This is a genomic window from Pseudomonas ogarae (assembly GCF_014268695.2).
In the GTDB taxonomy this organism is placed as follows: domain Bacteria; phylum Pseudomonadota; class Gammaproteobacteria; order Pseudomonadales; family Pseudomonadaceae; genus Aquipseudomonas; species Aquipseudomonas kilonensis.
The window spans coordinates 417240-439450 of the sequence record NZ_CP077086.1 but is presented as its reverse complement, the minus strand read 5'-3'; the positions used below and the strand labels follow the sequence as shown (position 1 = coordinate 439450).

18 protein-coding genes are annotated in these 22211 nt (G+C 61.5%); 6 read left to right on the top strand and 12 right to left on the bottom strand.

Annotation, left to right across the window (positions count from 1 at the left end; translation table 11 throughout):
* The first annotated feature begins 7 nt into the window (after positions 1-7).
* Positions 8-472 (top strand): SRPBCC family protein, encoded by a 465-nt coding sequence (locus tag HU749_RS01915; RefSeq protein WP_018613225.1) that lies wholly within the window; start codon positions 8-10, stop codon positions 470-472.
* A 198-nt stretch (positions 473-670) separates the two neighbouring features.
* Here the strand turns inward: HU749_RS01915 and HU749_RS01910 are convergent, their stop codons facing one another.
* The gene (locus tag HU749_RS01910; RefSeq protein WP_079301455.1) at positions 671-2551 is read right to left on the bottom strand and encodes a methyl-accepting chemotaxis protein; all 1881 of its coding nucleotides are present in this window, start codon (positions 2549-2551) and stop codon (positions 671-673) included.
* A gap of 253 nt (positions 2552-2804) precedes the next feature.
* Here HU749_RS01910 and HU749_RS01905 point away from each other — a divergent pair, with 253 nt between their 5' ends.
* The 3 genes from HU749_RS01905 to HU749_RS01895 all read left to right on the top strand — a co-directional run bounded on the left by HU749_RS01905 (position 2805) and on the right by HU749_RS01895 (position 6886).
* A complete protein-coding gene (locus HU749_RS01905) occupies positions 2805-3305 on the top strand; it encodes a sigma-70 family RNA polymerase sigma factor (RefSeq protein ID WP_014335956.1) in 501 nt (166 codons plus the stop codon).
* Entirely contained in the window at positions 3295-4296 is a 1002-nt protein-coding gene (locus tag HU749_RS01900) for a FecR domain-containing protein (RefSeq protein WP_079301454.1), read from the top strand. The genes HU749_RS01905 and HU749_RS01900 overlap by 11 nt, the downstream gene beginning before the upstream one ends.
* 85 nt (positions 4297-4381) lie before the next feature.
* A complete protein-coding gene (locus HU749_RS01895) occupies positions 4382-6886 on the top strand; it encodes a TonB-dependent siderophore receptor (protein ID WP_186652455.1) in 2505 nt (834 codons plus the stop codon).
* A gap of 152 nt (positions 6887-7038) precedes the next feature.
* Here HU749_RS01895 and HU749_RS01890 read toward each other — a convergent pair whose 3' ends face one another.
* On the bottom strand, positions 7039-8112 hold the full coding sequence (locus HU749_RS01890; RefSeq protein WP_079301452.1) for a fatty acid desaturase: 1074 nt from the start codon (positions 8110-8112) through the stop codon (positions 7039-7041).
* Between the two features lie 100 nt (positions 8113-8212).
* Here HU749_RS01890 and HU749_RS01885 point away from each other — a divergent pair, with 100 nt between their 5' ends.
* A complete protein-coding gene (locus HU749_RS01885) occupies positions 8213-9217 on the top strand; it encodes an AraC family transcriptional regulator (RefSeq protein ID WP_079301451.1) in 1005 nt (334 codons plus the stop codon).
* 65 nt (positions 9218-9282) lie between these two features.
* On the opposite strand, the gene HU749_RS01880 is transcribed toward HU749_RS01885, so the two are convergent.
* Positions 9283-9969: a Crp/Fnr family transcriptional regulator gene (locus tag HU749_RS01880; RefSeq protein WP_079301450.1), complete on the bottom strand. Its 687-nt coding sequence runs from the start codon at positions 9967-9969 to the stop codon at positions 9283-9285.
* Between the two features lie 87 nt (positions 9970-10056).
* On the opposite strand from HU749_RS01880, the gene HU749_RS01875 reads away from it, so the two are divergent.
* The gene (locus HU749_RS01875) at positions 10057-10581 is read left to right on the top strand and encodes an Mpo1 family 2-hydroxy fatty acid dioxygenase (RefSeq protein WP_095963358.1); all 525 of its coding nucleotides are present in this window, start codon (positions 10057-10059) and stop codon (positions 10579-10581) included.
* Positions 10582-10707: 126 nt separating this feature from the next.
* Here HU749_RS01875 and HU749_RS01870 read toward each other — a convergent pair whose 3' ends face one another.
* The 9 genes from HU749_RS01870 to dibA all read right to left on the bottom strand — a co-directional run bounded on the left by HU749_RS01870 (position 10708) and on the right by dibA (position 22091).
* Positions 10708-12885 carry a GMC family oxidoreductase gene (locus HU749_RS01870; protein ID WP_095963359.1) on the bottom strand — a complete coding sequence of 726 codons (2178 nt, stop codon included), beginning with the start codon at positions 12883-12885 and terminating at the stop codon, positions 10708-10710.
* Positions 12882-13394, bottom strand: coding sequence for a hypothetical protein (locus HU749_RS01865; RefSeq protein WP_014335948.1), 513 nt, complete (start codon positions 13392-13394; stop codon positions 12882-12884). Before HU749_RS01865 ends, HU749_RS01870 begins: the two co-directional genes overlap by 4 nt.
* Entirely contained in the window at positions 13391-14752 is a 1362-nt protein-coding gene (locus HU749_RS01860; protein ID WP_095963360.1) for a cytochrome C, read from the bottom strand. The genes HU749_RS01865 and HU749_RS01860 overlap by 4 nt, the downstream gene beginning before the upstream one ends.
* Positions 14753-15033: 281 nt before the next feature.
* The gene (locus HU749_RS01855) at positions 15034-16023 is read right to left on the bottom strand and encodes a sulfate/molybdate ABC transporter ATP-binding protein (protein WP_046065596.1); all 990 of its coding nucleotides are present in this window, start codon (positions 16021-16023) and stop codon (positions 15034-15036) included.
* 3 nt (positions 16024-16026) lie between these two features.
* Positions 16027-16896 (bottom strand): sulfate ABC transporter permease subunit CysW, encoded by an 870-nt coding sequence (cysW, locus tag HU749_RS01850; RefSeq protein WP_003196505.1) that lies wholly within the window; start codon positions 16894-16896, stop codon positions 16027-16029.
* Between the two features lie 12 nt (positions 16897-16908).
* A complete protein-coding gene (cysT, locus tag HU749_RS01845) occupies positions 16909-17727 on the bottom strand; it encodes a sulfate ABC transporter permease subunit CysT (RefSeq protein WP_013692011.1) in 819 nt (272 codons plus the stop codon).
* A 229-nt stretch (positions 17728-17956) separates the two neighbouring features.
* Positions 17957-18970, bottom strand: coding sequence for a sulfate ABC transporter substrate-binding protein (locus HU749_RS01840; RefSeq protein ID WP_079301446.1), 1014 nt, complete (start codon positions 18968-18970; stop codon positions 17957-17959).
* Between the two features lie 130 nt (positions 18971-19100).
* Positions 19101-19283, bottom strand: a complete 183-nt coding sequence (gene oscA / locus HU749_RS01835) for a sulfur starvation response protein OscA (protein WP_003186967.1) — start codon at positions 19281-19283, stop codon at positions 19101-19103.
* Between the two features lie 900 nt (positions 19284-20183).
* Positions 20184-22091 (bottom strand): phosphodiesterase DibA, encoded by a 1908-nt coding sequence (gene dibA / locus HU749_RS01830; protein ID WP_186652457.1) that lies wholly within the window; start codon positions 22089-22091, stop codon positions 20184-20186.
* Between the last annotated feature and the right edge of the window lie 120 nt (positions 22092-22211).

The window sequence follows — 22211 nt, the reverse complement described above, 5'->3', positions numbered from 1 at the left end:
CAAGACCATGAGTGCATTTCAACCCGACACCCTGATCAAAAACCCCCAAGCCTGCCAGGTCGAAACCTCGGTGGAGGTCGCGGCCGACGCGGCGCGCGTCTGGGACGTGGTGGGTGATTTTGGCGGATTCAACCGTTTCATCCCGGCGCTGGAGCACATCGAAATGACCGGCGAGGGTGTGAGGTCCCTGCGCAAGAAATTCTTCCGCGATGGGCAGAACCTGGTGGTGGAACAGCTCAACAGCCGTGACGACCAGGCCATGCACATGACCTGGACGCTGATCTACAACACCCTGGGCATCGACAACCTGTGGGCGGCCATGCGCGTCGAACCCCTGGCGGACAACCGCTGCCGCGCCACCTGGACCATCATCGCCGACCACACCGACGCCCACACGCCGTCGGGCTTCAGGGATTTCCTCCAGGGCTTCGCCGATGAGGCGATGGGGAATGTGCAGGGGATGTTCAAGTAAGCGCCACCCCCTTGTGGAAGCGGGCTTGCTCGCGAAAGCGGTGGGTCTGTGCCGGCGATGTTGACTGGATGGCCGCCATCGCGAGCAAGCTCGCTCCCACAGTTTTGGTTCCGAGGTGAATGCAAAATACCGACCCACCGCCAGTCCCTTGTGGGAGCGAGCTTGCTCGCGATGGCGGTGGGTCGGCTTGCGACTGGGTCAGATCTTGAAGCTGTCCACCAGTTGCTTCAGTCGATTGGCCTGTTGCGACAAGGCATCGCAATCCTTCAGGGTTTCATTGAGGTTGGCCACGCTTTGCTGGTTCAGCAGGTTGATGTGGCTGACGTCCATGTTGAGGGTTTCAACCACCGCGGTCTGTTCTTCGGTCGCGGCAGCCACCGACTGGTTCATACCGTCGATCTCACCGATGCGCTGCGTCACGCTGACCAGTCGCAGGCCGGCCTGGTTGGCCACTTCCACGCTTTCTTCGCTGGAGGTCTGGCTGGCGTTCATCGTGGTCACCGCTTCACGGGAGCCGACCTGCAGCGAGGTGATCATCTTGTGGATTTCTTCCGCCGACTCCTGGGTGCGGTGCGCCAGGTTGCGCACTTCATCGGCCACCACCGCAAAACCACGGCCGGCTTCACCGGCACGGGCCGCTTCGATGGCCGCGTTCAGGGCCAGCAGGTTGGTTTGCTGGGAGATGCCCTTGATCACGTCGAGGATGTGGCCGATGTTGTCGGTGCTGGCGTTCAGGGTTTCGATCTGGGTGCACGAAAGACTGATCTTCTGCGACAACTCAGTCATGGCCTGGATGGTTTTTTCCACCACTTGGCGACCATCATCGGCCTGTTCGCTGGCACCGCTGGCATGTTGCGAGGCATCTGCGGCATTGCGGGCGATTTCCTGGGTCGCGGCGCCCAACTCGTTGATGGCCGCAGCCACGCTGTTGGTACGGGCGCTCTGCTCATCCGAGCCGACGAGCGACGCATTGGACGAGGTCATTACCCGCTGCGACAGGTCATGCACCTGGCGGGTGGCGGAAGACACTTCCGAGATCGACGCGTGAATCCGCTCCACGAACTGGTTGAACGAACCACCCAGCACCGCGAACTCATCCTTGCCCTGCACCACCAGGCGCCGGGTCAGGTCGCCTTCGCCCTGGGCGATGTCCTGCATGGCGCGGCCCATGGTGGTCAACGGACGCATCAGTACCTGGATCAGCAGGCTCAGCAGCAACGCAATGGCCGCCACCGCGACAAACATCGCAATCAGCGCAGACGTACGGAACTGGCTCAACGGCGCGTAGGCCTTGGCCTTGTCGATCGACAGGCCGATGTACCACTCGGCGTTCGGCAAGCCAGTCACTGGCGTGAACGAAAGGATACGGTCCTGCCCGTTCAGCTCAACGTCCTGGATACCCTTGCCAATGCGCACCGGGGTACCGGGGTAGATGTCCTTGAGGTTCTTCATCACCTGGTCTTTATCCGGGCTGACGATCACCTGACCGTCACCGCTGACCAGGAACGCATGGCCAATACCACCGAAATCCACGGAGTTGATGATTTTCACCAGGGTTTCCAGGCTCAAGTCGCCGCCTACCACGCCGAGCAATTGGCCGTTGTGCTTCACCGGCAGGGCAACGGTCACCACCAGGCCACCCACCGCCGCCAGATAAGGCGGGGTCAGCATGGTTTTATCGGCGGTCACCGCCTGTTTGTACCAAGGGCGCTGACGCGGGTCGTAGCCGTCAGGCATTTTGGCGTCCGGACGTTGGGTGAAGACACCGTTGGCCTGGCCCACATAAGTGAACTGGAAGTTCGACGTCAGCGCTGGCTGATCGACCAGCCCTGGCAGATCGGCAGCAGCACCCTGGTGCGCGATGTTTTGCGCCAGGTTTTCCAGCACCAGTATCCGGCCACTCATCCAGTTCTGGATGCTGCTGGCCGTCAGGTCGCCGGATTGCTCGATGGACGACTCAAGGCTGCTGCCGATGGTGTTGCGCTGCAAATAATCGTTGTAGAGCGTGAACAGGGCAAAAGCCAGGACCACCACACCAGAGGCGGCAAGAAGGATTTTGTGGCTGAACTTTAGATTCATTGATGAGGCTTCTTATGCAAGGAGTGGGGGTGCATTCCAGGGTTGCAACGTTCCATGTAACAGTGCGAGCGGTTATCAATCCGCTCCACTTTGGTGCACACGTACAAGTCTGTCGGCAAACCTGTACAAATAATTAGGGATTCGAAGAAATAGCCGACGGGAGGACACGGCGGGCGAACGGTGGTTGCAAATTCGCCAACGCCTGATGACAATGCGACCTATTATCATTTGTAACATCCAGGCCGTTGCGTCCATGTCATCTCCCGAGTTTGCAGTACAGGCGCTCTACAGCCGTCATCACGGCTGGCTCAATACTTGGTTGCGCACCCGCCTGGGCAACGCCGCCGATGCGGCAGACCTGGCCCAAGACACCTTCGTGCGCCTGTTGCAGCGTAGCGAACGCCTGGAGCTTCGCGCCCCACGGGCCTTTCTGCGCACCATCGCCCAAGGCCTGGTGATCGACCATTGGCGGCGAGAAGAAATCGAACGCGCCTACCTCCAAACCATAGCTCACTTGCCGGAAGCCGAAACCCCTGGCGCCGAAGCCCAGGCTCTGATTCTGGAACTGCTCGAAGCGATCGCCAGGATGCTCGAAGGCCTCAAGCCGAAAGTACGCAGGGCGTTTCTGTTGGCCCAGTGCGAAGGCCTGACGTACAAGCAGATTGCCGAACAGATGGGCATCTCGTTGCGCTCGGTGGAGCGCTACGTCGCCGATGCGCTGTACCACTGCTATGTGCTGCGCTATGAAAGCTGAGCCGGCGAAGCCCTTGCAGAGCCGACGCAACGGCCCGTCGCAACAGGTGGTCAGGCAGGCGATCAACTGGCTGCTGCGCCTGCGCAATCACACCACCCACCCGACACTGCGCCAACAGTGCGACACCTGGCGCGCCGCCCACCCGGAACACGAACTGGCCTGGCAACGGGTGCAATCGCTGCACAGCGAATTGACCTCCAACCTGCGGGCAGTGCCCGGTGCCCATATCGCCCTGGACACCCTGGAAAACAGTGCCCAGCGCCTCAGCCGGCGCCAGGCCGTGAAATTGTTGTCGGGCGTCGCCCTGGCAGGCTGCGCGGCATGGCTGGGCAAGGACCTGGGCTGGCAGCCGTGGAATGCCGATTTCGCTACCGTCACGGGTGAACGACGAGGCTTCCAACTGCCGGACGGCACGCGGCTAGAGCTCAATACCCACAGCGCCGCCAACCTGGATTTCAGCGCCCGGCAACGCCTGATTACCCTGGCCCGCGGCGAAATCATGGTCACCTGTGGTCGCGACCCGGGGCGCCCGCTGCGGGTACAAAGCCGGCATGGCCTGTTCGAAGGCCTGGAAGGACGCTTCGTCGTGCGCCAGGACAGCGACTGCACACGCTTGAGCGTCACCAGCGGCCGGGTGGTTATCCGTTCGCACCCAAACAGCGATGGCACCCCCCTCCAGGTCGAGGCCGGGCAAAGCTATCTGGTCAACGCATCGACAGCGACCCTGGCGCCGGCGCTGGACATGGACGCAGGCGCCTGGGCCGACGGTTTGATCGTCACGCGCAACATGCGCCTGGCAGACTTTCTCAACGAAGTAGGGCGCTACCGCCCAGGCTATTTGAACTGCGAGGCGTCGGTTGCCGACTTGCGTTTGTCGGGGGTTTTCCGTTTGGAGGACACCGACAAATTGCTTGCCGTCCTGCCACGCACGCTCCCCGTGCAGATCCGTTATCGAACCCGTTGGTGGATCACGGTGCAACACCTGGCCTGATTTTTTTTGGCGGGTTTCAGGCCGACGTCCGGCTAGGACAGTAAGCACCCCTTATCTGCCTTCGGCGACTGCAACGGAACCTACAATGACTGAGCGCTTGCTTCTCAAGAACCCCTTCGGCTTCTCTTCGCAACCGGGCCTGTTGCGCCAGGCTATTCATGCAGCGTTGTTCTCCACTGCGCTGGGGGTCAGCGTCGTGCCGATGTTCGCGCTCGCCGCACAAAGCGGCGTGATCGCCAGCCGTCAGAGCTACAACATCGCCCCCGGCCCACTGAGCGACGTACTGAATCAGTTCGCCCGCCAGGCCGGGATCACCCTGGCAAGCACGCCAACGCAAACCGGTGGCGTGCAGTCCCCGGGGCTCAAGGGTGAGTACTCGCCGGACCAAGCCCTGAGCCAACTGCTCAGCGGCTCGGGACTGGTTGCCGTCAGCCAGGATGGCAGCAGCTACGTGCTGCAAACCCAGAGCACTGGCAGCACGATGGAATTGCCGACCACCGACATCAAGGGCTTCGCATTGGGTAACGCCCTGGGCAGCATGGAAGGCTACAACGCCACCCACAGCCAGGTCGCCACCAAAACCAGTACCGCTCTGCGCGAAACCTCCCAGAGCGTGTCCGTGGTCACCCGCGAACAAATGGACGACCAGGGCGCGCAAACCGTGTCCCAGGCCATGCGCTACACCCCCGGCGTGCTGACCAACCCCTACGGCGCGACGCACCGCTACGACTACGTGGCGATGCGCGGCTTCAACGACGGCTCGGTGGATAACATCTACCTCGACGGCCTCAAGTCCATGGGCGACAGCGGCACCTACAGCTCCATGCAGGTCGATCCGTACTTCCTGGAGCGGGTCGACATTCTCAAGGGCCCGTCCTCGGTGCTCTACGGTCGCAGTTCGCCCGGCGGCCTGGTGGCGCTCACCAGCAAGAAGCCACAGTACGAGGCCTATCACCAAATCCAGGCCACGGTCGGCACCCAGGGCCAACGCGGCATGGGCTTCGACTTCACCGGCCCCGTGGATGACGACAAACGCATCACCTATCGCCTGATCGGCCTGGCGGACACCTCCGACACCCAGTTCGACCACAACAAGGAAAAACGCTTCGCCCTCGCGCCCACGGTGAACATTGATTTCAGCGAGGACACCTCGCTGACGCTCCAGGCCTACCTGCAGCATGACCCCGACGGCGGCTACCACGGTGGCATGCCGGCCGACGGCACCTTGCATCAGCGCAACGGCCGGCGGATCTCCGAAAACTTCTTCGAAGGCGAGCCTGGCGTCGACGGTTACGAGCGCGACCAGCAGTCGTTCGGTTACCAGTTCGAGCACCGTTTCAACGATGTCTTCACCGCCCGGCAGAACTTCCGTTACCTGGACTCCCAGGTCACCAACGATCAGGTCTACGCCTATGGCTGGACCACGCCCACCAGCAACGAGCTGAACCGCTATTACACCGGTGCCGAAGAGAAGCTCCACTCCTTCATCGTCGACAACATGCTGCAAGCCGAATTTTTTACCGGAGCGACCAAGCACACCGTACTGATGGGGGCTGACTATCAGCGGCGCAAAACCGTGGTCGACTGGACCAGCGGCAGCCTGGCGCCAATCAACGCCTTTGACCCGGTCTACGGCAACTCGACCATCACTGGTCGCTATGACACCAGCTACCTGCGACGCCTGGAGCAGACCGGCGTCTACTTGCAGGACCTGATCGAAATGGACAAGTGGCGGTTCTCCCTCGGCCTGCGTCAGGACTGGGTCGAGACCTCGGATGAAAACCGCATCGCCGAACTCGGCCGCCCGGAAGGTACCGAGATCAACGACAAACGCACCAAACTCACGGGCCGCGCCGGGGCGCTGTACCTGTTCGACAACGGCCTGGCGCCGTACATCAGCTACTCCGAGTCGTTCAACCCGAACTCCTACGCCGACAGCGCCGGCAACCCGCTGCCGCCCACCGATGGCAAGCAATGGGAACTGGGCCTGAAGTATCAGCCGCCGGGCACCGATGACCTGTACAGCGCCTCGCTGTTTCGCATCGACCAGGAAAACCTGGCAACCAAGTTGCCCCAGGAAAATTTCTACCGCGCCGTCGGTGCCGTGCGCTCCCAGGGTCTGGAACTGGAAGCGCACCTGCAGTTGACCGAACAATTCAAAGTGCTGGGCAGCTACACCTTCACCGACATCGAATATTCGAAATCGATGGTCAGCACCCTCAGCACGCCCACCGACATCATCGAAAACAAGGGCAACTCACCGACCCAGGCCCCGCGTCACATGGCTTCGGTCTGGGCTGACTACAAGTTCGACAGCGGTTCCCTCGACGGCCTGCGCCTCGGTGGCGGCGTGCGCTATGTCGGCTACAGCTGGGCCGATGCGGAGAACACCATGAAGGTGCCGTCCTACACATTGTTCGATGCCTCGGTGGGGTATGACCTGGGCAAGGTCGGCTTGAAGGGCGTGGATGTGCGCCTGAACGCGAACAACCTGACCAACGAAACCTACGTCGCTTCGTGCGCCAGCCTGAGCTATTGCTACATGGGTGAAGAGCGCAATGTGGCGGCGACGGTGAGTTATCAGTTCTGACCTGTTCCCAGTCTTAACGCATACCATTGTGGCGAGGGAGCTTGCTCCCGCTGGGCTGCGCAGCAGCCCCAAAAACCTGGGCCGCTTCGCGTCCAGCGGGAGCAAGCTCCCTCGCCACAGGTTTCGCGTTTCACCGCTCGAACCGGTATCGATCAGACCCGCACCGCATCCCCTTCCTCCCGCACCACCCCCTCTTCCCGCACAAACCGATTCGCCCGCCCGAATGTGCCAAAGTCATTGAACCGCACACCCATCTCGCGCATCACCTTATGCGCCACCGGCACCGTCAGTTGGCGAATGTAGAACGGCTCCTTCACCACGAAATGATGAATGCCATGGCTGCTGCCGAAGTTGAAGCAGAACGCCTGCAACGGCCACAACCACCAAGGGTTGAGCACCTGGGTCTGCTGGATGACATTGCCCGGCTCGATGTCGCCGTAGTAGTGCATGTTCGAGCTGACGAAATGCAGGCAAAAGGTGCGCAACACGTTCGGGCCGATGATCACTACTGCGGCGATGTCGATCACCTGCATCGTCGCCAGTGTGGTGGCCGACCAGTCAATTGAAGTCCCCAGCAGACTGGCGATGCCGTTGGCCCCATGAAAACCGAGAAACACATACCAGGCGCCCCAATGCAGCAACGCCAGCGGGAAATACACCTTCAGCGTGCGCTTGAGAATGCTGCGCTTGTGCGTCCAGGTCTTGGCCCGCAGCAGGCGGATGAAGGCCGACATCACGTTATCGCCGACCATCAGCAACCGCGCCAGCCCCCAGGGTTCGCCGTTGGTGATGGCCCGCTCCTCCATGTCGGCTTCGCTGCCGGACACCTTGTGATGGTTGAGGTGCAAGTGGCGGCGGATCCACGGGTTGATCGTGCTCGGCCGCGCCAGCCAGACCAAACCCATCATCAGGTTGTGGGGCAGGCGCTGCTTGCGAAAATACATGCTGTGGATCAGGTCGTGTTCCAGCTCGTGGGTCAGGGACGCGAAAAACGCGTTGAGCAACAGGCACGCCCACCCGGCTAGGTAACCGTTGATGTAGAGCAGCGCCGAACCGATCATCCCGACCAGGGCAACCGCCAGGATGCCCGCGCCCAACGCGTCCTGGTGACGCAGGATCGGATAGCGCTGGCGCAATTCTTCGCCCCGGGCCAGGACCACCTGGCGAATCTGGGCCGATCGTTGTTGTGCATTCAATCGCTCGGGGCTTGCGCAAGTGCCGTGCATGGCTTACATCCTCTGTTAGAGATGTGCTCATCCTGCCGGGCGTTGTCCCCCGGGATGGTAGCCGTAGACGCCAACCTGTTGACCGCAAGCGCCAATCGTCATGACTGAACCGACCTCCCTCGCCAGCTGGACCCGCGCCCTGCGCAAACAGCTCGATGCGCTGGGCCTGGACAGCCATGCCCTGTGCGTAGAAGCCGGCCTCGACCCGCAATGGATGGACGACCCGAACGCCCGTTACCCGCTCTCGGCCACCACACGTTTGTGGGCATTGGCCGTGCAGGCCAGCGGCGACCCGGCCATCGGCCTGCGGGTGTCGCGCTTCGTCAGCCCCACCACCTTTCACGCGCTGGGTTACGCGCTGGTGGCCAGCGGCAGCCTGCGGGAAGTGTTCGAGCGGATCGTGCGCTATCACCCGGTAGTCAGCGATGCCCTGACCCTCCAACTGATCCGCGCAGAGGACCGTTATCGCTTTAGCCTCGAGGTGCCGCCGGGCCGACCGGCACCGGCCTTTGAAGCCATCGACGCGTTCACAGCGATTTACGTGCGCACCTGTCGTAACCGTCTCGGCCGTGATTACGCACCACTGGCGGTGTACCTGCGGCGCCCGGAGCCGGCGGACCCCAGCCCCTGGCACAAGGTATTCCGCTCGCCGGTACATTTCGGCGCCGCGCAAGATTGCCTGGAGTTCAACCTCAGCGACTTCGACAGTCACCTGGACGACGCCAACCCGGAACTGGCCGAACACAACGAAACGGTGCTCGAACGCACCCTCGCCCAGCTCAAGCCACTGACTTGGGAACGCAAGGTACGCGCGGCCATCGAAGCTCAACTGCCCGAAGGCGAGCCCAGCGCCGAACGCATCGCCCAGACCATGCACCTGAGCCTGCGCAGCCTGCAACGGCACCTGGCCGACGAAGGCTGCCGGTTCGACACACTGCTCAACGAGTGCCGGGAGAATCTGGCACTGCTGCACCTGCGGGATCCGAACTGCTCGCTGAGCGAAGTCAGTTATCTACTGGGCTTTGCCGACGCCAGCAGCTTCAGTCGCGCATTCAAGCGCTGGACCGGGATGACGCCGGGGCAGTTTCGGGATGGGTTGCGCTAGGGGCTTGCGGTGCCTGGGCTGGCCCTATCGCGAGCAGGCTCGCTCCCACAGGATTCAGGCCGGACTCAGATGGTGGTCAGGGCCCGCAACCGCTCGATGTCGAGGATTTCGATCTCGCCGTAACCCAGGTGCAGGATGCCTTGGGCCTGCAGGTCCTTGAGGATCTGGTTGGTGGTCTGGCGTGACAGCGCAAGCATCAGCGCCAGTTGTTCCTGGGGCAGTTGCAGGACCCGCCGCGGCGGTTCGATTTCGCCGTAGCCTTCGGCGATCATCAACAGGCGGTGGGCCAGGCGGGACGGGGCGGGCATCAGGCTCAGGTGTTCGAGGTTGATGAAGGTCAGGCGCAGTTTGTGGCTCATCAACAATGCCAGATGCCGCCAGTAGATCGGCTGCTCTTGCAGCAATGTCAGCAACGACGCCTGGGGCACGTGCAGCAGCGTACATTGACCGAAAACCACCGCATCATGAGTGCGCGGCTGGCCATCGAACAGGCAGATTTCACCGAACCAGTGGGGCGCCTCCACCACGCTCAGCAATGCCTCCTTGCCCTGTTCGTTCACTGCACCGACGCGCACCGCGCCTTCCAGCACGGCATACAGCCCGCACGGTGGGTCGCCGCGCTGGAACAGCCGATGGCCCGGCGGCAGGCGGCGCACCCGCGCCATGCCCAGCAGACTATTCTGTAACTCAGCAGGCAGATGGCTGTACCAGTGGCTGGCCATCAGGTGTGAGTGCCAGGGATGCGAATTCATGGAAACTCCGGGACAAGTGTCGGCTAACTGACAGAACGCCTTGTGGTACCTGGGCATCATGCAGGCATCACCTCAGGAGGAACAACAATGAAAAGCCTCGTCGACCATCTCAGTCAATACGCTGCCTATCACCGCGACCCGCGCAACATCGCCAGCCATTTCATCGGTATCCCGCTGATCTTCGTTGCCGTCGCCGTGCTGCTGTCACGCCCAGGTTGGCCAGTGGGCGCGGTCCTCGTGTCGCCAGCGCTGCTGGTAGCGGTGGCCAGTGCCTGCTTCTACCTGCGCCTGGAGTTGCGCCTGGGGGCGCTGATGACGGTGCTGCTGGGCCTGGCGCTATGGCTGGGCCAGGTGCTCGCCGCGCAAAGTACCCTGGTGTGGCTGGGCAGTGGCCTGGGGATGTTCGTGGTGGGTTGGGTGATCCAGTTTGTCGGCCACTACTACGAAGGCCGCAAGCCGGCGTTCGTCGACGACCTCACCGGGCTGATCGTCGGGCCGCTGTTCGTGGTGGTGGAAGCGGGCTTCCTGCTGGGGCTTCGCGGCGAACTGAAACGGGCCATCGAAGAGCGCGTCGGGCCGGTAGCGTTGCGCAACCAGCATTCGACGGTTTGAAAACACCCCTCTGTGGGAGCGAGCTTGCTCGCGATTGCGCTCGGCCAGACACATCCACATCGACTGACCCACCGCCATCGCGAGCAAGCTCGCTCCCGCAGGAGTTGGACCGTTACCGCTCAAGCCTTACAGCGCACCAAACTCGACCCGTATCGTCAGCGCGCCGGTGTTATCTTTCAAGCCAGACCCGTGCTGCCCGGTCAGGTCATCGTTGATGCACAGTTGCAGTTCCCCTTGCTGGTCGCCCGGAACCTGCCCCAGATCACCCACCAGGAACGGCTTGCCATCATTGCCCACGCGACCGATCAAGGCACCTTCGGCGGCACCGGGCAAGGCATAGCTGCTGTAGTCGATGTGCCTCGAACCGCCATTTCCATCGACATTGCCGCCCTGCGGACTGGCGCACCATCGCCCACTGACATAGCGCACCAGGCGCGGTACCAACCCGTTGACCTGCACGCCAGTGCCCTGCCAGGCGATGGTGGATTGGACCTGCATCGTCACCGCCCGCAGGTCATTGGCCAGCGTATCCCCGGCCTGGAACGACAGCGCCGCAATCGTCAGGCTCGGGTTTGAGGTGCCGGTGCTGGGGAACACGCCATCGCCCACCAGAAACAGGTTCTTGTGGTCCCAACTGCGCTGGTACTTATCCACGACCGACTTTTTGGGGTCATCGCCCATGCGGTAAGTCCCCATCAGGTGGCCGGCGCCCTGGAAGCTGTAGGGCACCTTGTCGTACGTAAAACATCCAGGTCCGATGATGCCCGTCAACTCCTGGGCACCGAGCAGCTCCTCGATGATGCGCGTCGCCAGTACTTTCGCCTGCTGGAAACCCTTCATGGTGTACTCGGACAGGTTGTAGTGGATTTCCGGCCGAGGGATGCCGAGCCGGTCCGTGTATTGGGTCGAGGGCACGATGTAGCATTGCGCGTGGTCGGGATCGTCCTCGACCTGCTCGACCAGGAAACCGATCCGGAACTGGCGGGTGAAGACGTCGTTGAGCTTTTGTACCAACGCCGTTCCGGATAGCAATTTATTGCTCGGGTTGGCGCCGCCATTGTTCTTCCCATCGATAAAGTCGGCGACCGTGGTATAGGGATCACCGGCCGGCCAGTTCCAACCTTCGTTGCCAATCTCGATACGCCACGCCGCACGATCGCTGCGAAAGGCACCGTCGCGCAGGCTTTCGATGCCGGCCGTTGATAGCGGTCCCCGGTAGGGGAAAATCGCCTTGCCCTCGGGCATCAACCCCCACGCCAGATAAATGGGATGGTCAGCCAGGCCGCGCCCCACTTGCCCGCTGCTGTTGGCCACGCCGGAGTGCAGTAGCAGCTTCGGTGTTTCGATCGCATGGGCGGCGATCACATAACGTTGTCCTATTGCCACACCGGTCCCAGTGACGGGGCCATCTTCCAATTGATACTGCTTGAACTCGATGCCATTGATATTGCTGTCAGTGCCAACGGTTACTTTGCTGGCCACGGTTCGATAAAGCACTCGGACCTTGCCAGTGTTCAACGCCTTGTTCATGGTCACGGTGGCGTCGTACTTGGCCTGGATCGGGCAGATCGGCGTGCAGTTGGTATTGCCGGCGCATACCCGGCGACCGGCATAAGGTTGGGAGTTGCGCCCAGCCGGCGTCGGGCTGACCACCAGCGGCAGGCTATCGAACGTCTTCCCCGTGACAGCCGTGACAAAGCTGCCATCGACCAGCGACAACGGAATGCTGCGCATCGGGAATGCATAACCCTCGGGGAAGGTCATGCCCAGATAGGCTTGGTCGGCGACGTTGGCCGACACACCGATTTCCGCTTCCGCCCGGCAGTAGGCGCTTTGCAGATCGTCATAACCTATCGGCCAATCCACCCCGACGCCATACTTGGACCGCAGGCGAAAATCGTTCGGCACCATGCGCAGGCAGGTTCCGACCCAATGCCATGTCGTGCCGCCACCCACCCGTTCGTACGTGCTCGTAAAGGGCAGCGGGCCTTTTTGTACCAAGTAGCTGACCGCCGGGTTGTTCCAATTTCCATTGAGCAGATCGGCAATGGTCGCCCGTGGAGCGTTCAGTTCGGCCGGCCCCTTTAGATGTGGGTCCAGCGTCGTGCTCGGGGGATAAGGGGACTCAGGGGTTTTCAGCGTCGCGGTATAAAAACGCTCCAGATACTGGGCACGATTGACCGGTATCTCCGGCCCCGATTCGAGTACCAGTACATCAATACCGGCCATACCCAACTGATAGGCAATGATGCTACCGGCCAGGCCTGCGCCAACGATCACCACTTCGGCTTGTTCGGTACTCATGACAACGCTCCTTGCTGTCCGTTGGCGGATACGCCGGTCAAATCTTCAAGGCTGGAGGGCGCGCTGTTCCAATACCCAAAAAACGATTCGCTGTAGCCCATCGGGTGAGCCTGGGCGATTTTCCAGGCCCAGCTGTGGATGTAGGCCTGATCGGACACCACCGCCGAATCATCTTTCTTGAAAGGCGCCATATCGAACGGTTGATACCAGACGCCCAACAACCACAGCTTCATGATCGAGCGCGCAGTGAGTACCGTGCGTGGAATCGTCGGTTGCATGTTGAACTTCAGTATCTGCTGGGCGATCTGGTCGGGCGGGAAGTGCTCAGCCACCAGGGTGGCGTATTGAGTCAAGAGCGCGTTGAACACGTCGGAAGGAACTCGCGCAGTGACGTAATCGAGAAAGATCGGCGGCAAACCGACCGGGTCGATCTGCGGTGCCAAACGATCCGTCGAGATACCAATAAGAGCTGATGACAGGCCTACGAAATTATCCAGATTGCTGCTCATTGCTTGGCTCCTTGTCCACTGGTGGACTGTGCGCGTTCGAGCAAATAGGTGAAATCCGCGAAGCTGGTACGCGGCGACTCGGTGACATGGGTGGCCGCATTGCCGTGGCAAGCCATGCAACTGGAAGACGCCTGGGGCACGGTGCCCTGGATGTAGGTCTCCAGCGTGGCGTTGGCCAGGAACGAGGGCGCAGGACTGCCCAGGGGGTTGGCGGCCGATATCTGGCAGTTCTTGGGCGGGTCGGATGGCCACTGGGTACTGATCAGTTGATAGTTCGCCCAGACGCTCTGCGGGTTCACCGTACGCAACAGGCCTTGATACGTGGCGTTCAGTTTTTTGGTGGCCTCGGTGAGCGGCACGTCGCGCACGATCTGCGAGGGCGTCGCCTTGACCGCCGGGTTCCATGGCCGTGGCGGCGGTTGGTTGATGTCGCTTGTGCTGGCTGCGTTGTAGAACAGATAAGGCCCCGTCCGCTGGGCAACGGGCGTGGTTTTTTCCGGCACGTTTTTCACATGCTCAAAGGTTGACCAGACCCATTGCGCGGCGCTGGTTGTCTTATGGACCATGTGCAATCCCACCAACCCGACTGGCTCGGACACGCACGACTCCGCGACAATCGGCCCATGGCTCGGGTCGTCGTTCCCCGGGGTGTAGACCAGCGCATCGACGGTGTGAAAGTCCTGGCGATTGTCATTGGGGCCCAGCACTTTCCACGACGCCTTCACCATCACCGCGCCGACCTGTTTGGTCTCGGTGGAACCGCAGCTGAAGGCCACGGTGTTGTTCGCATTGGCGGCGAAGAACTTCTGCTGGCCTTCGATGCTGTACAGGCCGTTGTCAACGATGCCGTTGAACATCGATTGGTTGACCACGATTTCGTTGCGCGTGTAGGTGCCGTTCTGGTCCACCAGCGGGCCGCTCTCGAAGGGCTGGATAAATTCATCCAGCACATCGGGCACCTTGCCCATTTGCTGCAACAGGCGACCGGGTTTAAGCGACTTGCACGCTTCGGGCAGGGTCGCCGGGGCATTCCAGGGCAGCGGCGTCTGGCCCTTGGCGCGGAAAATCTGGTAGCTCTCTTTCCAGCTTTCCCACACCGTGGCGCCATCCTCTTTGCCGATGGGGCTGCCGGTATTGGGATCGCCGTTATCCAGCGCTGGCCAGTTCAGGGCAATGAAGGTCTGCCACGACAGCTCATCGAAATTGGCTTGCAGGCTGACCAGCGAAACGGGGTTGGTCACCGTGACATCGAAGGGTATCTGGGGGGACAACGAAGGGGCGGCGCTGGCGGCCGGAGCCAGCAAGACGCCTAACAATGCACAGCCAAGCGGGCCATGCCGACTGACTTCCGTTCTCATACTCATCTCCTTGGCATCAGGCGCCAGGAGATAACACCGGTCCGTCATTGGACTCTCACTGCCTCCTGGCAAGTCAGAGTCTAGGTAGGGTTTTGGCGGGGAAAAGGCGTTGGCGTAGAACCAATCGAAACAAGGGTGGACGGGGTTATTCAGATTCGGATCGGGGTGTCAGTGGGGACGCCATCGCGAGCAGGCTCGCTCCCACAATAGATCTGCGTCACACACAAATCTCCTGTGGGAGCGAGCTTGCTCCGGGCGGCGTTCCGACGATGCTTTTGCTTTTAGAGGTTGGCGACTTTCTGCCAGACCTTCGGCTTGAAGAACAGCGTCTCGCCCTTCGCCAGCCCCACCAGGCTGTCATGGTCCTTCACCACTTCCGCTTCGATCAGTTCGCTCTGGCCTTCTACCTTCAGGGTCACCCGAGTGGTGGCGCCGAGCGGACGGATGTCACGCACTTCGGCGGCGTGGTGGTCTTCCAGCTCCGAGCGCGACAGTGACACTTCGTGCGGACGGAACAGCACATGCCGGTCCTCACCCAAGTGCAGGCGGTTCGAGTCGCCGAGGAAGTGATACACAAAGTCGCTGGCGGGGTTTTCGTAGACGTCGCCGGGTGAGCCGATCTGCTCGATCACGCCTTTGTTCATCACCACGATCCGGTCGGCGACTTCCATGGCCTCTTCCTGATCGTGGGTCACGAACACCGAGGTCAGGTTGATGTCCTCGTGTAGTCGCGCCAGCCAGCGGCGCAGTTCCTTGCGAACCTTGGCGTCGAGGGCACCGAACGGCTCATCCAGCAGCAGCACCTTGGGCTCCACCGCCAAGGCGCGGGCCAGGGCGATACGCTGGCGCTGGCCGCCGGACAACTGCTCCGGGTAGCGGTCGGCGAGCCAGTCCAGTTGCACCATGTTCAACAGCTCATGGACCTTGGTCGCGATCTGGCTTTCGTTCGGACGCTGGGGCTTGGGCTTCATGCGCAAGCCGAAGGCCACGTTGTCGAACACCGTCATGTGGCGGAACAAGGCGTAGTGCTGGAACACGAAACCGACGTTGCGATCACGCACGTCGTGGCCGGACACGTCCTCGCCGTGGAACACGATGCTGCCTTGGTCCGGGGTCTCGAGGCCGGCGATGATCCGCAGCAGAGTGGTCTTGCCGCAGCCGGACGGGCCCAGCAGCGCCACCAGCTCGCCGCTCTGGATATCCAGGCTGATCTCGTCCAGGGCCTTGAAGGCGTGGAAATTCTTGCTGACGTTACGGACTTCGATCGACATGACTTATTCCTCCGCGGCGCTGGCGCGCAGGCGGTTGATTCGGTTTTCGCTCCACTGCTTGAGCAGCAGGATGAAGAGCGCCAGGATCAGCAACAGGCTCGCCACAGCGAACGCGGCCACGTGGTTGTATTCGTTGTAGAGGATCTCGACGTGCAGCGGCAGGGTGTTGGTCACCCCGCGAATGTGCCCGGACACCACCGACACCGCGCCGAACTCGCCCATGGCCCGGGCGGTACACAGCACTACGCCATAGATCAGGCCCCACTTGATGTTCGGCACAGTGACATGCCAGAACATCTGCCAGCCATTGGCGCCCAGCAGGCGCGCGGCCTCTTCTTCCTGGGTGCCTTGTTCCTGCATCAGCGGGATCAGTTCACGGGCCACGAACGGTACGGTGACGAAGATGGTCGCCAGGACAATGCCCGGCAGCGCGAACACGATCTGGATGTCGTGATCCGACAGCCACGGCCCGAACAGGCCCTGGGCGCCGAACATCAGCACGTAGACCAGGCCCGCGATCACCGGCGACACCGAGAACGGCAGGTCGATCAGCGTCACCAGCATGCTCTTGCCGCGGAATGAATATTTGCTCACGCACCACGCGGCACTGACGCCGAACACCAGGTTCAGCGGCACCGAGATCAGTACCGCAACCACCGTGAGTTTCAACGCCGACAGCGCGTCGGGTTCGAAGATCGCCGTGAAGAACGCCCCCAGCCCGAGCTTCAGGCCCTGGGACACCACGATGAACAGCGGCAACAGCAGAAACAGCGCAAAAATCAGCCAGCCGAGGCCGATCAGCACGCGCCGCGACGTCGCACTGCCGCGACGTGCGGCGTTGGTGGAGGCTGCGGAAATAGACGACTGGGACATGTTCGCGCCTCCTTATGGGGTTTCGATGCGCCGCTGCAACAGGTTGATCAGCAGCAACAGGACGAAGGAAACCACCAGCATCAGCACGCCGATGGAGGTGGCGCCGGTGTAGTCGTATTGGTCGAGCTTGACCATGATCAGCAGCGGCAGGATCTCGGTTTTCATCGGCATGTTGCCGGCGATGAAAATCACCGAACCGTACTCGCCCACGCCACGGGCAAACGCCAGGGCGAAGCCGGTCAACCAGGCCGGCAACAACGCCGGCACGAGGATGTGGCGGAACACCTGCCATGGTTTGGCGCCGAGGCAGGCGGCGGCCTCTTCGACTTCACGGGGAATATCGGCGAGCACCGGCTGCACCGTACGCACCACGAACGGCAGCGTCACGAAGGTCAGCGCCAGGGTGATGCCCAGCGGGGTGTAGGCGATCTTGAAGCCCAGGTCAGTGGCGAACTGGCCGACCAGGCCGGTCGGCGCATACAACGCCGTCAGGGCAATACCGGCCACAGCGGTGGGCAACGCGAACGGCAGGTCGATCATCGCGTCGATGATCTTGCGGCCGGGGAAGGTGTAGCGCACCAGCACCCAGGCCAGCAGCGTGCCGATCACGCCGTTGATGATCGCGGCGTACAGCGCGGTGCCGAAACTGAGTTTCAAGGCCGCCAGCACACGCGGCGCCGAAATGATCGCCCAGAACTGTTCCCAGGTGAGTTGGGCGGCATGCACGAACATCGCCGCCAGGGGTATGAGCACAATCAGGCTGAGGTACACCAGGGTGTAGCCCAGCGTCAGCCCGAAGCCGGGTATGACGGGGGATATGCGACGCGACATAAAGGTCCTTGGTTGAGAACAGCAAAGCCCCGACGGTCATTGCAATGCGGTTCACTGGAGAATGAATCCGTGGCGAGGGAGCTTGCTCCCGCTGGGCTGTGCAGCAGCCCCATTTTTGTGAGCGCTTCGCACTCAAGCGGGAGCAAGCTCCCTCGCCACACAGAATTCTTCAAGCCTTGAGTAAACACCATTGCAACAGTAGTCAGGGCCCATTTATGGCCTGCCCAGCTTACTGCGCCTGATAGATCTGGTCGAACACGCCGCCATCGTTGAAAAATTTCGGCTGGGCGCTTTTCCAGCCGCCGAAGTCCTTGTCGATGGTCACCAGCTCCACCTTCGGAAATTGCCGGGCGTACTTGGCGGCCACGTCCTTGTCACGCGGGCGATAGTAGTTTTTCGCGGCGATCTCCTGGCCGGCCGGGCTGTACAGGTGCTTGAGGTACGCCTCGGCGATCTCGGCATTGCCCTTTTTCTCGGCGTTCTTGTCCACCACCGCCACGGGTGGTTCGGCGAGGATCGACAGCGACGGCACGACGATGTCGAACTTGTCCGCACCACCGTCCTCTTTCAACGCCAGGAAGGCTTCGTTTTCCCAGGCCAGCAACACGTCGCCCTGACCGTTGTTGACGAAGGTAATGGTCGAGCCACGGGCGCCAGTGTCGAGAATCGGCACATGCTTGAACAGCGCCTGCACGTATTCCTTGGCCTTGGCTTCGTCACCCCCATTGGCCTTCAGGCCATAGGCCCAGGCGGCGAGGAAGTTCCAGCGCGCACCGCCGGAAGTCTTCGGGTTCGGGGTGATGACCGACACGTCGTTCTTGATCAGGTCGCCCCAATCCTTGATGCCCTTGGGGTTGCCCTTGCGCACCAGGAACACGATGGTGGACGTGTAGGGCGTGCTGGCTTCCGGCAGGCGTGTTTGCCAGTCCGCCGGCAGGGACTTGCCCAGCTTGGCGATTTCATCAATGTCACCGGCCAAGGCCAGGGTCACCACGTCGGCCCGCAGACCATCGATCACCGCCCGGCCTTGCTTGCCCGAACCACCGTGGGACTGCTGGATCTTCACGCTGTCGTCCGGGTGCGCTTTCTTCCAGAAATTGACGAATTCGGCGTTGTAATCCTGGTAAAGCTCACGCGTCGGGTCGTAGGACACGTTGAGCAACTCGTAATCCTTGGCGACGGCGGAACCTGCAAAAACAGCACTGGCCAGCGCGGCCAGGGCATAACGACGAATGGACGACATGGTGAAAGCTCCTGGAATTCTGGTTTTTATGGCTTCTGGAAATCGAGTGGCTTGTAAAAAGATCGCAGCCTTCGGCAGCTCCTACGCCAAGCCCCCTGTAGGAGCTGCCGAAGGCTGCGATCTTTGCTTTTCAAGACGGCTTATGACTCGGCTGCTGCAGCCGGAATTTTTCCTTGCGTTCGATCTGGACCACCTGCGCGTTGTGCACGGTGATTTCCACCGCCCCAAAACGCAGATCGCGCAATGCGCTCTGGATCTCGCGCAAGATGGTTGCTTCGTCCTGGCCGTCAACGCTACGTAGAGATGCGCTCATGCTGCTGCTCCTTGAATGAATGCCTGGCAGTGGGCGGCACTGCTTGCGGCGTGGGAGCAATACTAGATAAGTGCAGATATTCTTAAAAAGACTATTTAAGAATTTTTATATAACCAAAATTTCAGAAAGTAGCCGACGTCCTACGGCAGGGGTGACTGGGGGCTTTTCCCTGCCACCCCCTCGGATATTTCCTTCAAGACGTAGGGCTGTTCGTGAACTAGGCACCCTGGTTTTGCACCGCTAACCTGGGTTCGTCATCGCAAAAAACGGTGACACGGACGTGCAAGTCCGGCGGAGGACACAATTGTCGATGGCTATTCATCGAGCATTTTTTTATGCTCGCGAACCGTTATGGCAGCTGTGTATGGGAGACCTTCGGGTCTGCCGGGGACTCCGACCGGTCTTGCACACCTATGCATAGCTGCCACCTCTCTCGACTGTGCAAGCGAAGCGGTGTTGGCTCCTGAAAACTTCGGAGTGCTTTGATGCAAGCTGAACCGGCGCCCTCGCGAGCAAGCTTTGCTCCCACAGGTCCTGCTCAAACAGATCTGAGAGGTGTACGACCGCAAGAGCCAGGTCGGCTGTTAGGCCGCCTCGCGACGGACGTTGATCTCGGGCGCCCCGTTAACCACGCTGGCCGAACGCAGGCATTGTGGAGTGGGCATCCCGGCATGGATGCCGGGATAGCCGCGCTGGGCCATGGATGGCCCTTCGCGGCGGGCTCACGGAGCAATGCCGGAGTGAGGGCACACCGAGCCTAAGCGAGGTGCCGAGTGGTGGGGCAGAAGCGCTTTGGTTACTTTCGCGCTTTTCGAAAGTGACCCGCCGTAAGGGCGGAACCCTAAGCCGCCGTTACCGCAGCAACGGATATGTACTCGACCAACATCAATACCCTGACGATCAAGCAATAACCGGCGCCCGCCCCCAATCCAACTGCGCCGCCGCCACGGGCCGGCCAAACCAGTAACCCTGCCCCAACTCACACGCCTGTCCAAGCAAAAATGCCGCCTGCTCACGCTGCTCGATGCCCTCGGCGTGCACCTGCATGCCCATGCTGTGGGCCAGCGCGATGATCACCCGGACGATCGCCACGTCATCCTCATCCCACGGCAACCCCGCGACAAAACCCTGATCGATCTTGAGCTTCTGCACCGGCAAACGCTTGAGCCGCAGCAGCGACGAATAGCCCGTGCCGAAATCGTCGATGGCCAGGCGCACGCCCAGCTCCCGCAGGCGATGCATCTGCTCCAGCGCCACCTCCGGGTCTTCCATCACCGCGCTTTCCGTCACTTCCAGTTCCAGGCAACCCGGATCCAAGCCCGTGTCGTGTAACACCTGGGCAACCTGGTCATACAACTCACGACGAGCAAACAACCGACTCGATACGTTGACAGCGACAAACGACAGCGCCACGCCGGCCTGCTGCCACTGGCACATCTGCCGGCAGGCCTGGTCCATGACCCAGGCATCGACCTGGGCAATCAGGCCGGTACGCTCAGCGATGGGAATGAACTCGGCCGGCGACACCAGCCCCCGCGTGGGATGCTCCCATCGCACCAGCGCCTCGACACCGATCAAACGACTGGTCGCCAGCTCGTGGACCGGCTGGTAGTGAACGCGTAACTCCTGTTGCTGCAGCGCGCGCCGCAGTTCGAAGGCAATCTCGACCCGCTGCTGGGCGTGGGCGGTGAGTTCTTCGGTGTACAAGGCGTAGCCGTCGCGTCCGGCGCTCTTGGCCTTGAACAACGCCGAATCGGCATTGCGCAGCAGTTGCCCGGCGCTCAGGGCATCGCCGGGAAACAGGCTGATGCCGATGCTGGCATTGATGAACAATGCGTGGTCATCGAACCGCAGGGGCTCTTTCAAGGCGTCGAGGATGCGCCGGGCCAACGCCGCAGCCTGGCCTGGCTGCGAGCAGTTTTCCACCAGCACCGCAAATTCGTCGCCCCCGAGCCGGGCCAGGGTCACGCCCGGCGCAAAAAGCCCGCGAAACCGCTCGGCCACGCCTTTGAGCAATTCATCGCCCACGTTGTGACCCAGGCTGTCATTGATGTTCTTGAAGTGATCCAGGTCCAGCAGCAACAGGGCACAGCCACGCTTGTGCAACTGCGCCGACGCCAGGGCCTGCTCGGTGCGATCGGAAAACAGCAGGCGGTTGGGCAAGCCTGTCAGCGGGTCGTGATGAGCCAGGTAGGCCAGTTCGTGCTCGGAATCCTTGATGGCGCTGATGTCGGAAAACACCGCGACGTAATGGCTGATCTGGCCGTTGTCGTCGCGAATGACACGGATCGTCTGCCATTGCGGGTAGATCTCACCGCTTTTACGCCGATTCCAGATCTCGCCGCTCCACTCGCCCTGGCTGTCCAGGGAAGTAAACATGTTGCGATAGAAATCCGGCCCATGGCGACCGGACTTGAACAGGTTGGGGCGCTGGCCCAGCACTTCGTCCCGGACATAACCGGTGATCGCCATGAAGGCCCGGTTCACGTGCACGATCAGGCCTTTGCGGTCGGTCACCAACACCCCTTCGCGGGTGCAATCGAAGACGGCGGCCGCCTGGCGCAGTCGGTCTCGATCGGCGCCGTGCTCGCCCTTGGCGAAAAATCGCGAGATCCGCGCCCGCGCCAGGAAGATCAACCCGGCGCTGAGCAGGACCCAGGCATAGCCATTGATCAGCAGCCAGCGTTGCCTGTCAGCGAATTGATCGAAGAAACTGCTCAATAAATAACCAATCAGCTGCAGCCAGACGACTGACAACACGAGGTAGAGCAGCGCTACGCGCATGGCACTGCGTTGATAGGCAGGCATTCGGCCATCCATGTCCCTACAGAGAGGTGGGGATTATAGAGGAAGAAACATCCAGCCACTCTTATCTGAAAGGCCGACTGGTTTTATCTGTAGGGCTGGTGATAATGCAACGGCAGTTTC

What these genes read in the sequence shown, in the direction of transcription:
- HU749_RS01915 (WP_018613225.1), top strand. Translation starts at nt 8, where the DNA reads ATGAGTGCATTTCAACCCGACACCCTGATCAAAAACCCCCAAGCCTGC.
- HU749_RS01910 (WP_079301455.1), bottom strand. Translation starts at nt 2,551, where the DNA reads ATGAATCTAAAGTTCAGCCACAAAATCCTTCTTGCCGCCTCTGGTGTG.
- HU749_RS01905 (WP_014335956.1), top strand. Translation starts at nt 2,805, where the DNA reads ATGTCATCTCCCGAGTTTGCAGTACAGGCGCTCTACAGCCGTCATCAC.
- HU749_RS01900 (WP_079301454.1), top strand. Translation starts at nt 3,295, where the DNA reads ATGAAAGCTGAGCCGGCGAAGCCCTTGCAGAGCCGACGCAACGGCCCG.
- HU749_RS01895 (WP_186652455.1), top strand. Translation starts at nt 4,382, where the DNA reads ATGACTGAGCGCTTGCTTCTCAAGAACCCCTTCGGCTTCTCTTCGCAA.
- HU749_RS01890 (WP_079301452.1), bottom strand. Translation starts at nt 8,112, where the DNA reads ATGCACGGCACTTGCGCAAGCCCCGAGCGATTGAATGCACAACAACGA.
- HU749_RS01885 (WP_079301451.1), top strand. Translation starts at nt 8,213, where the DNA reads ATGACTGAACCGACCTCCCTCGCCAGCTGGACCCGCGCCCTGCGCAAA.
- HU749_RS01880 (WP_079301450.1), bottom strand. Translation starts at nt 9,969, where the DNA reads ATGAATTCGCATCCCTGGCACTCACACCTGATGGCCAGCCACTGGTAC.
- HU749_RS01875 (WP_095963358.1), top strand. Translation starts at nt 10,057, where the DNA reads ATGAAAAGCCTCGTCGACCATCTCAGTCAATACGCTGCCTATCACCGC.
- HU749_RS01870 (WP_095963359.1), bottom strand. Translation starts at nt 12,885, where the DNA reads ATGAGTACCGAACAAGCCGAAGTGGTGATCGTTGGCGCAGGCCTGGCC.
- HU749_RS01865 (WP_014335948.1), bottom strand. Translation starts at nt 13,394, where the DNA reads ATGAGCAGCAATCTGGATAATTTCGTAGGCCTGTCATCAGCTCTTATT.
- HU749_RS01860 (WP_095963360.1), bottom strand. Translation starts at nt 14,752, where the DNA reads ATGAGAACGGAAGTCAGTCGGCATGGCCCGCTTGGCTGTGCATTGTTA.
- HU749_RS01855 (WP_046065596.1), bottom strand. Translation starts at nt 16,023, where the DNA reads ATGTCGATCGAAGTCCGTAACGTCAGCAAGAATTTCCACGCCTTCAAG.
- cysW (WP_003196505.1), bottom strand. Translation starts at nt 16,896, where the DNA reads ATGTCCCAGTCGTCTATTTCCGCAGCCTCCACCAACGCCGCACGTCGC.
- cysT (WP_013692011.1), bottom strand. Translation starts at nt 17,727, where the DNA reads ATGTCGCGTCGCATATCCCCCGTCATACCCGGCTTCGGGCTGACGCTG.
- HU749_RS01840 (WP_079301446.1), bottom strand. Translation starts at nt 18,970, where the DNA reads ATGTCGTCCATTCGTCGTTATGCCCTGGCCGCGCTGGCCAGTGCTGTT.
- oscA (WP_003186967.1), bottom strand. Translation starts at nt 19,283, where the DNA reads ATGAGCGCATCTCTACGTAGCGTTGACGGCCAGGACGAAGCAACCATC.
- dibA (WP_186652457.1), bottom strand. Translation starts at nt 22,091, where the DNA reads ATGCCTGCCTATCAACGCAGTGCCATGCGCGTAGCGCTGCTCTACCTC.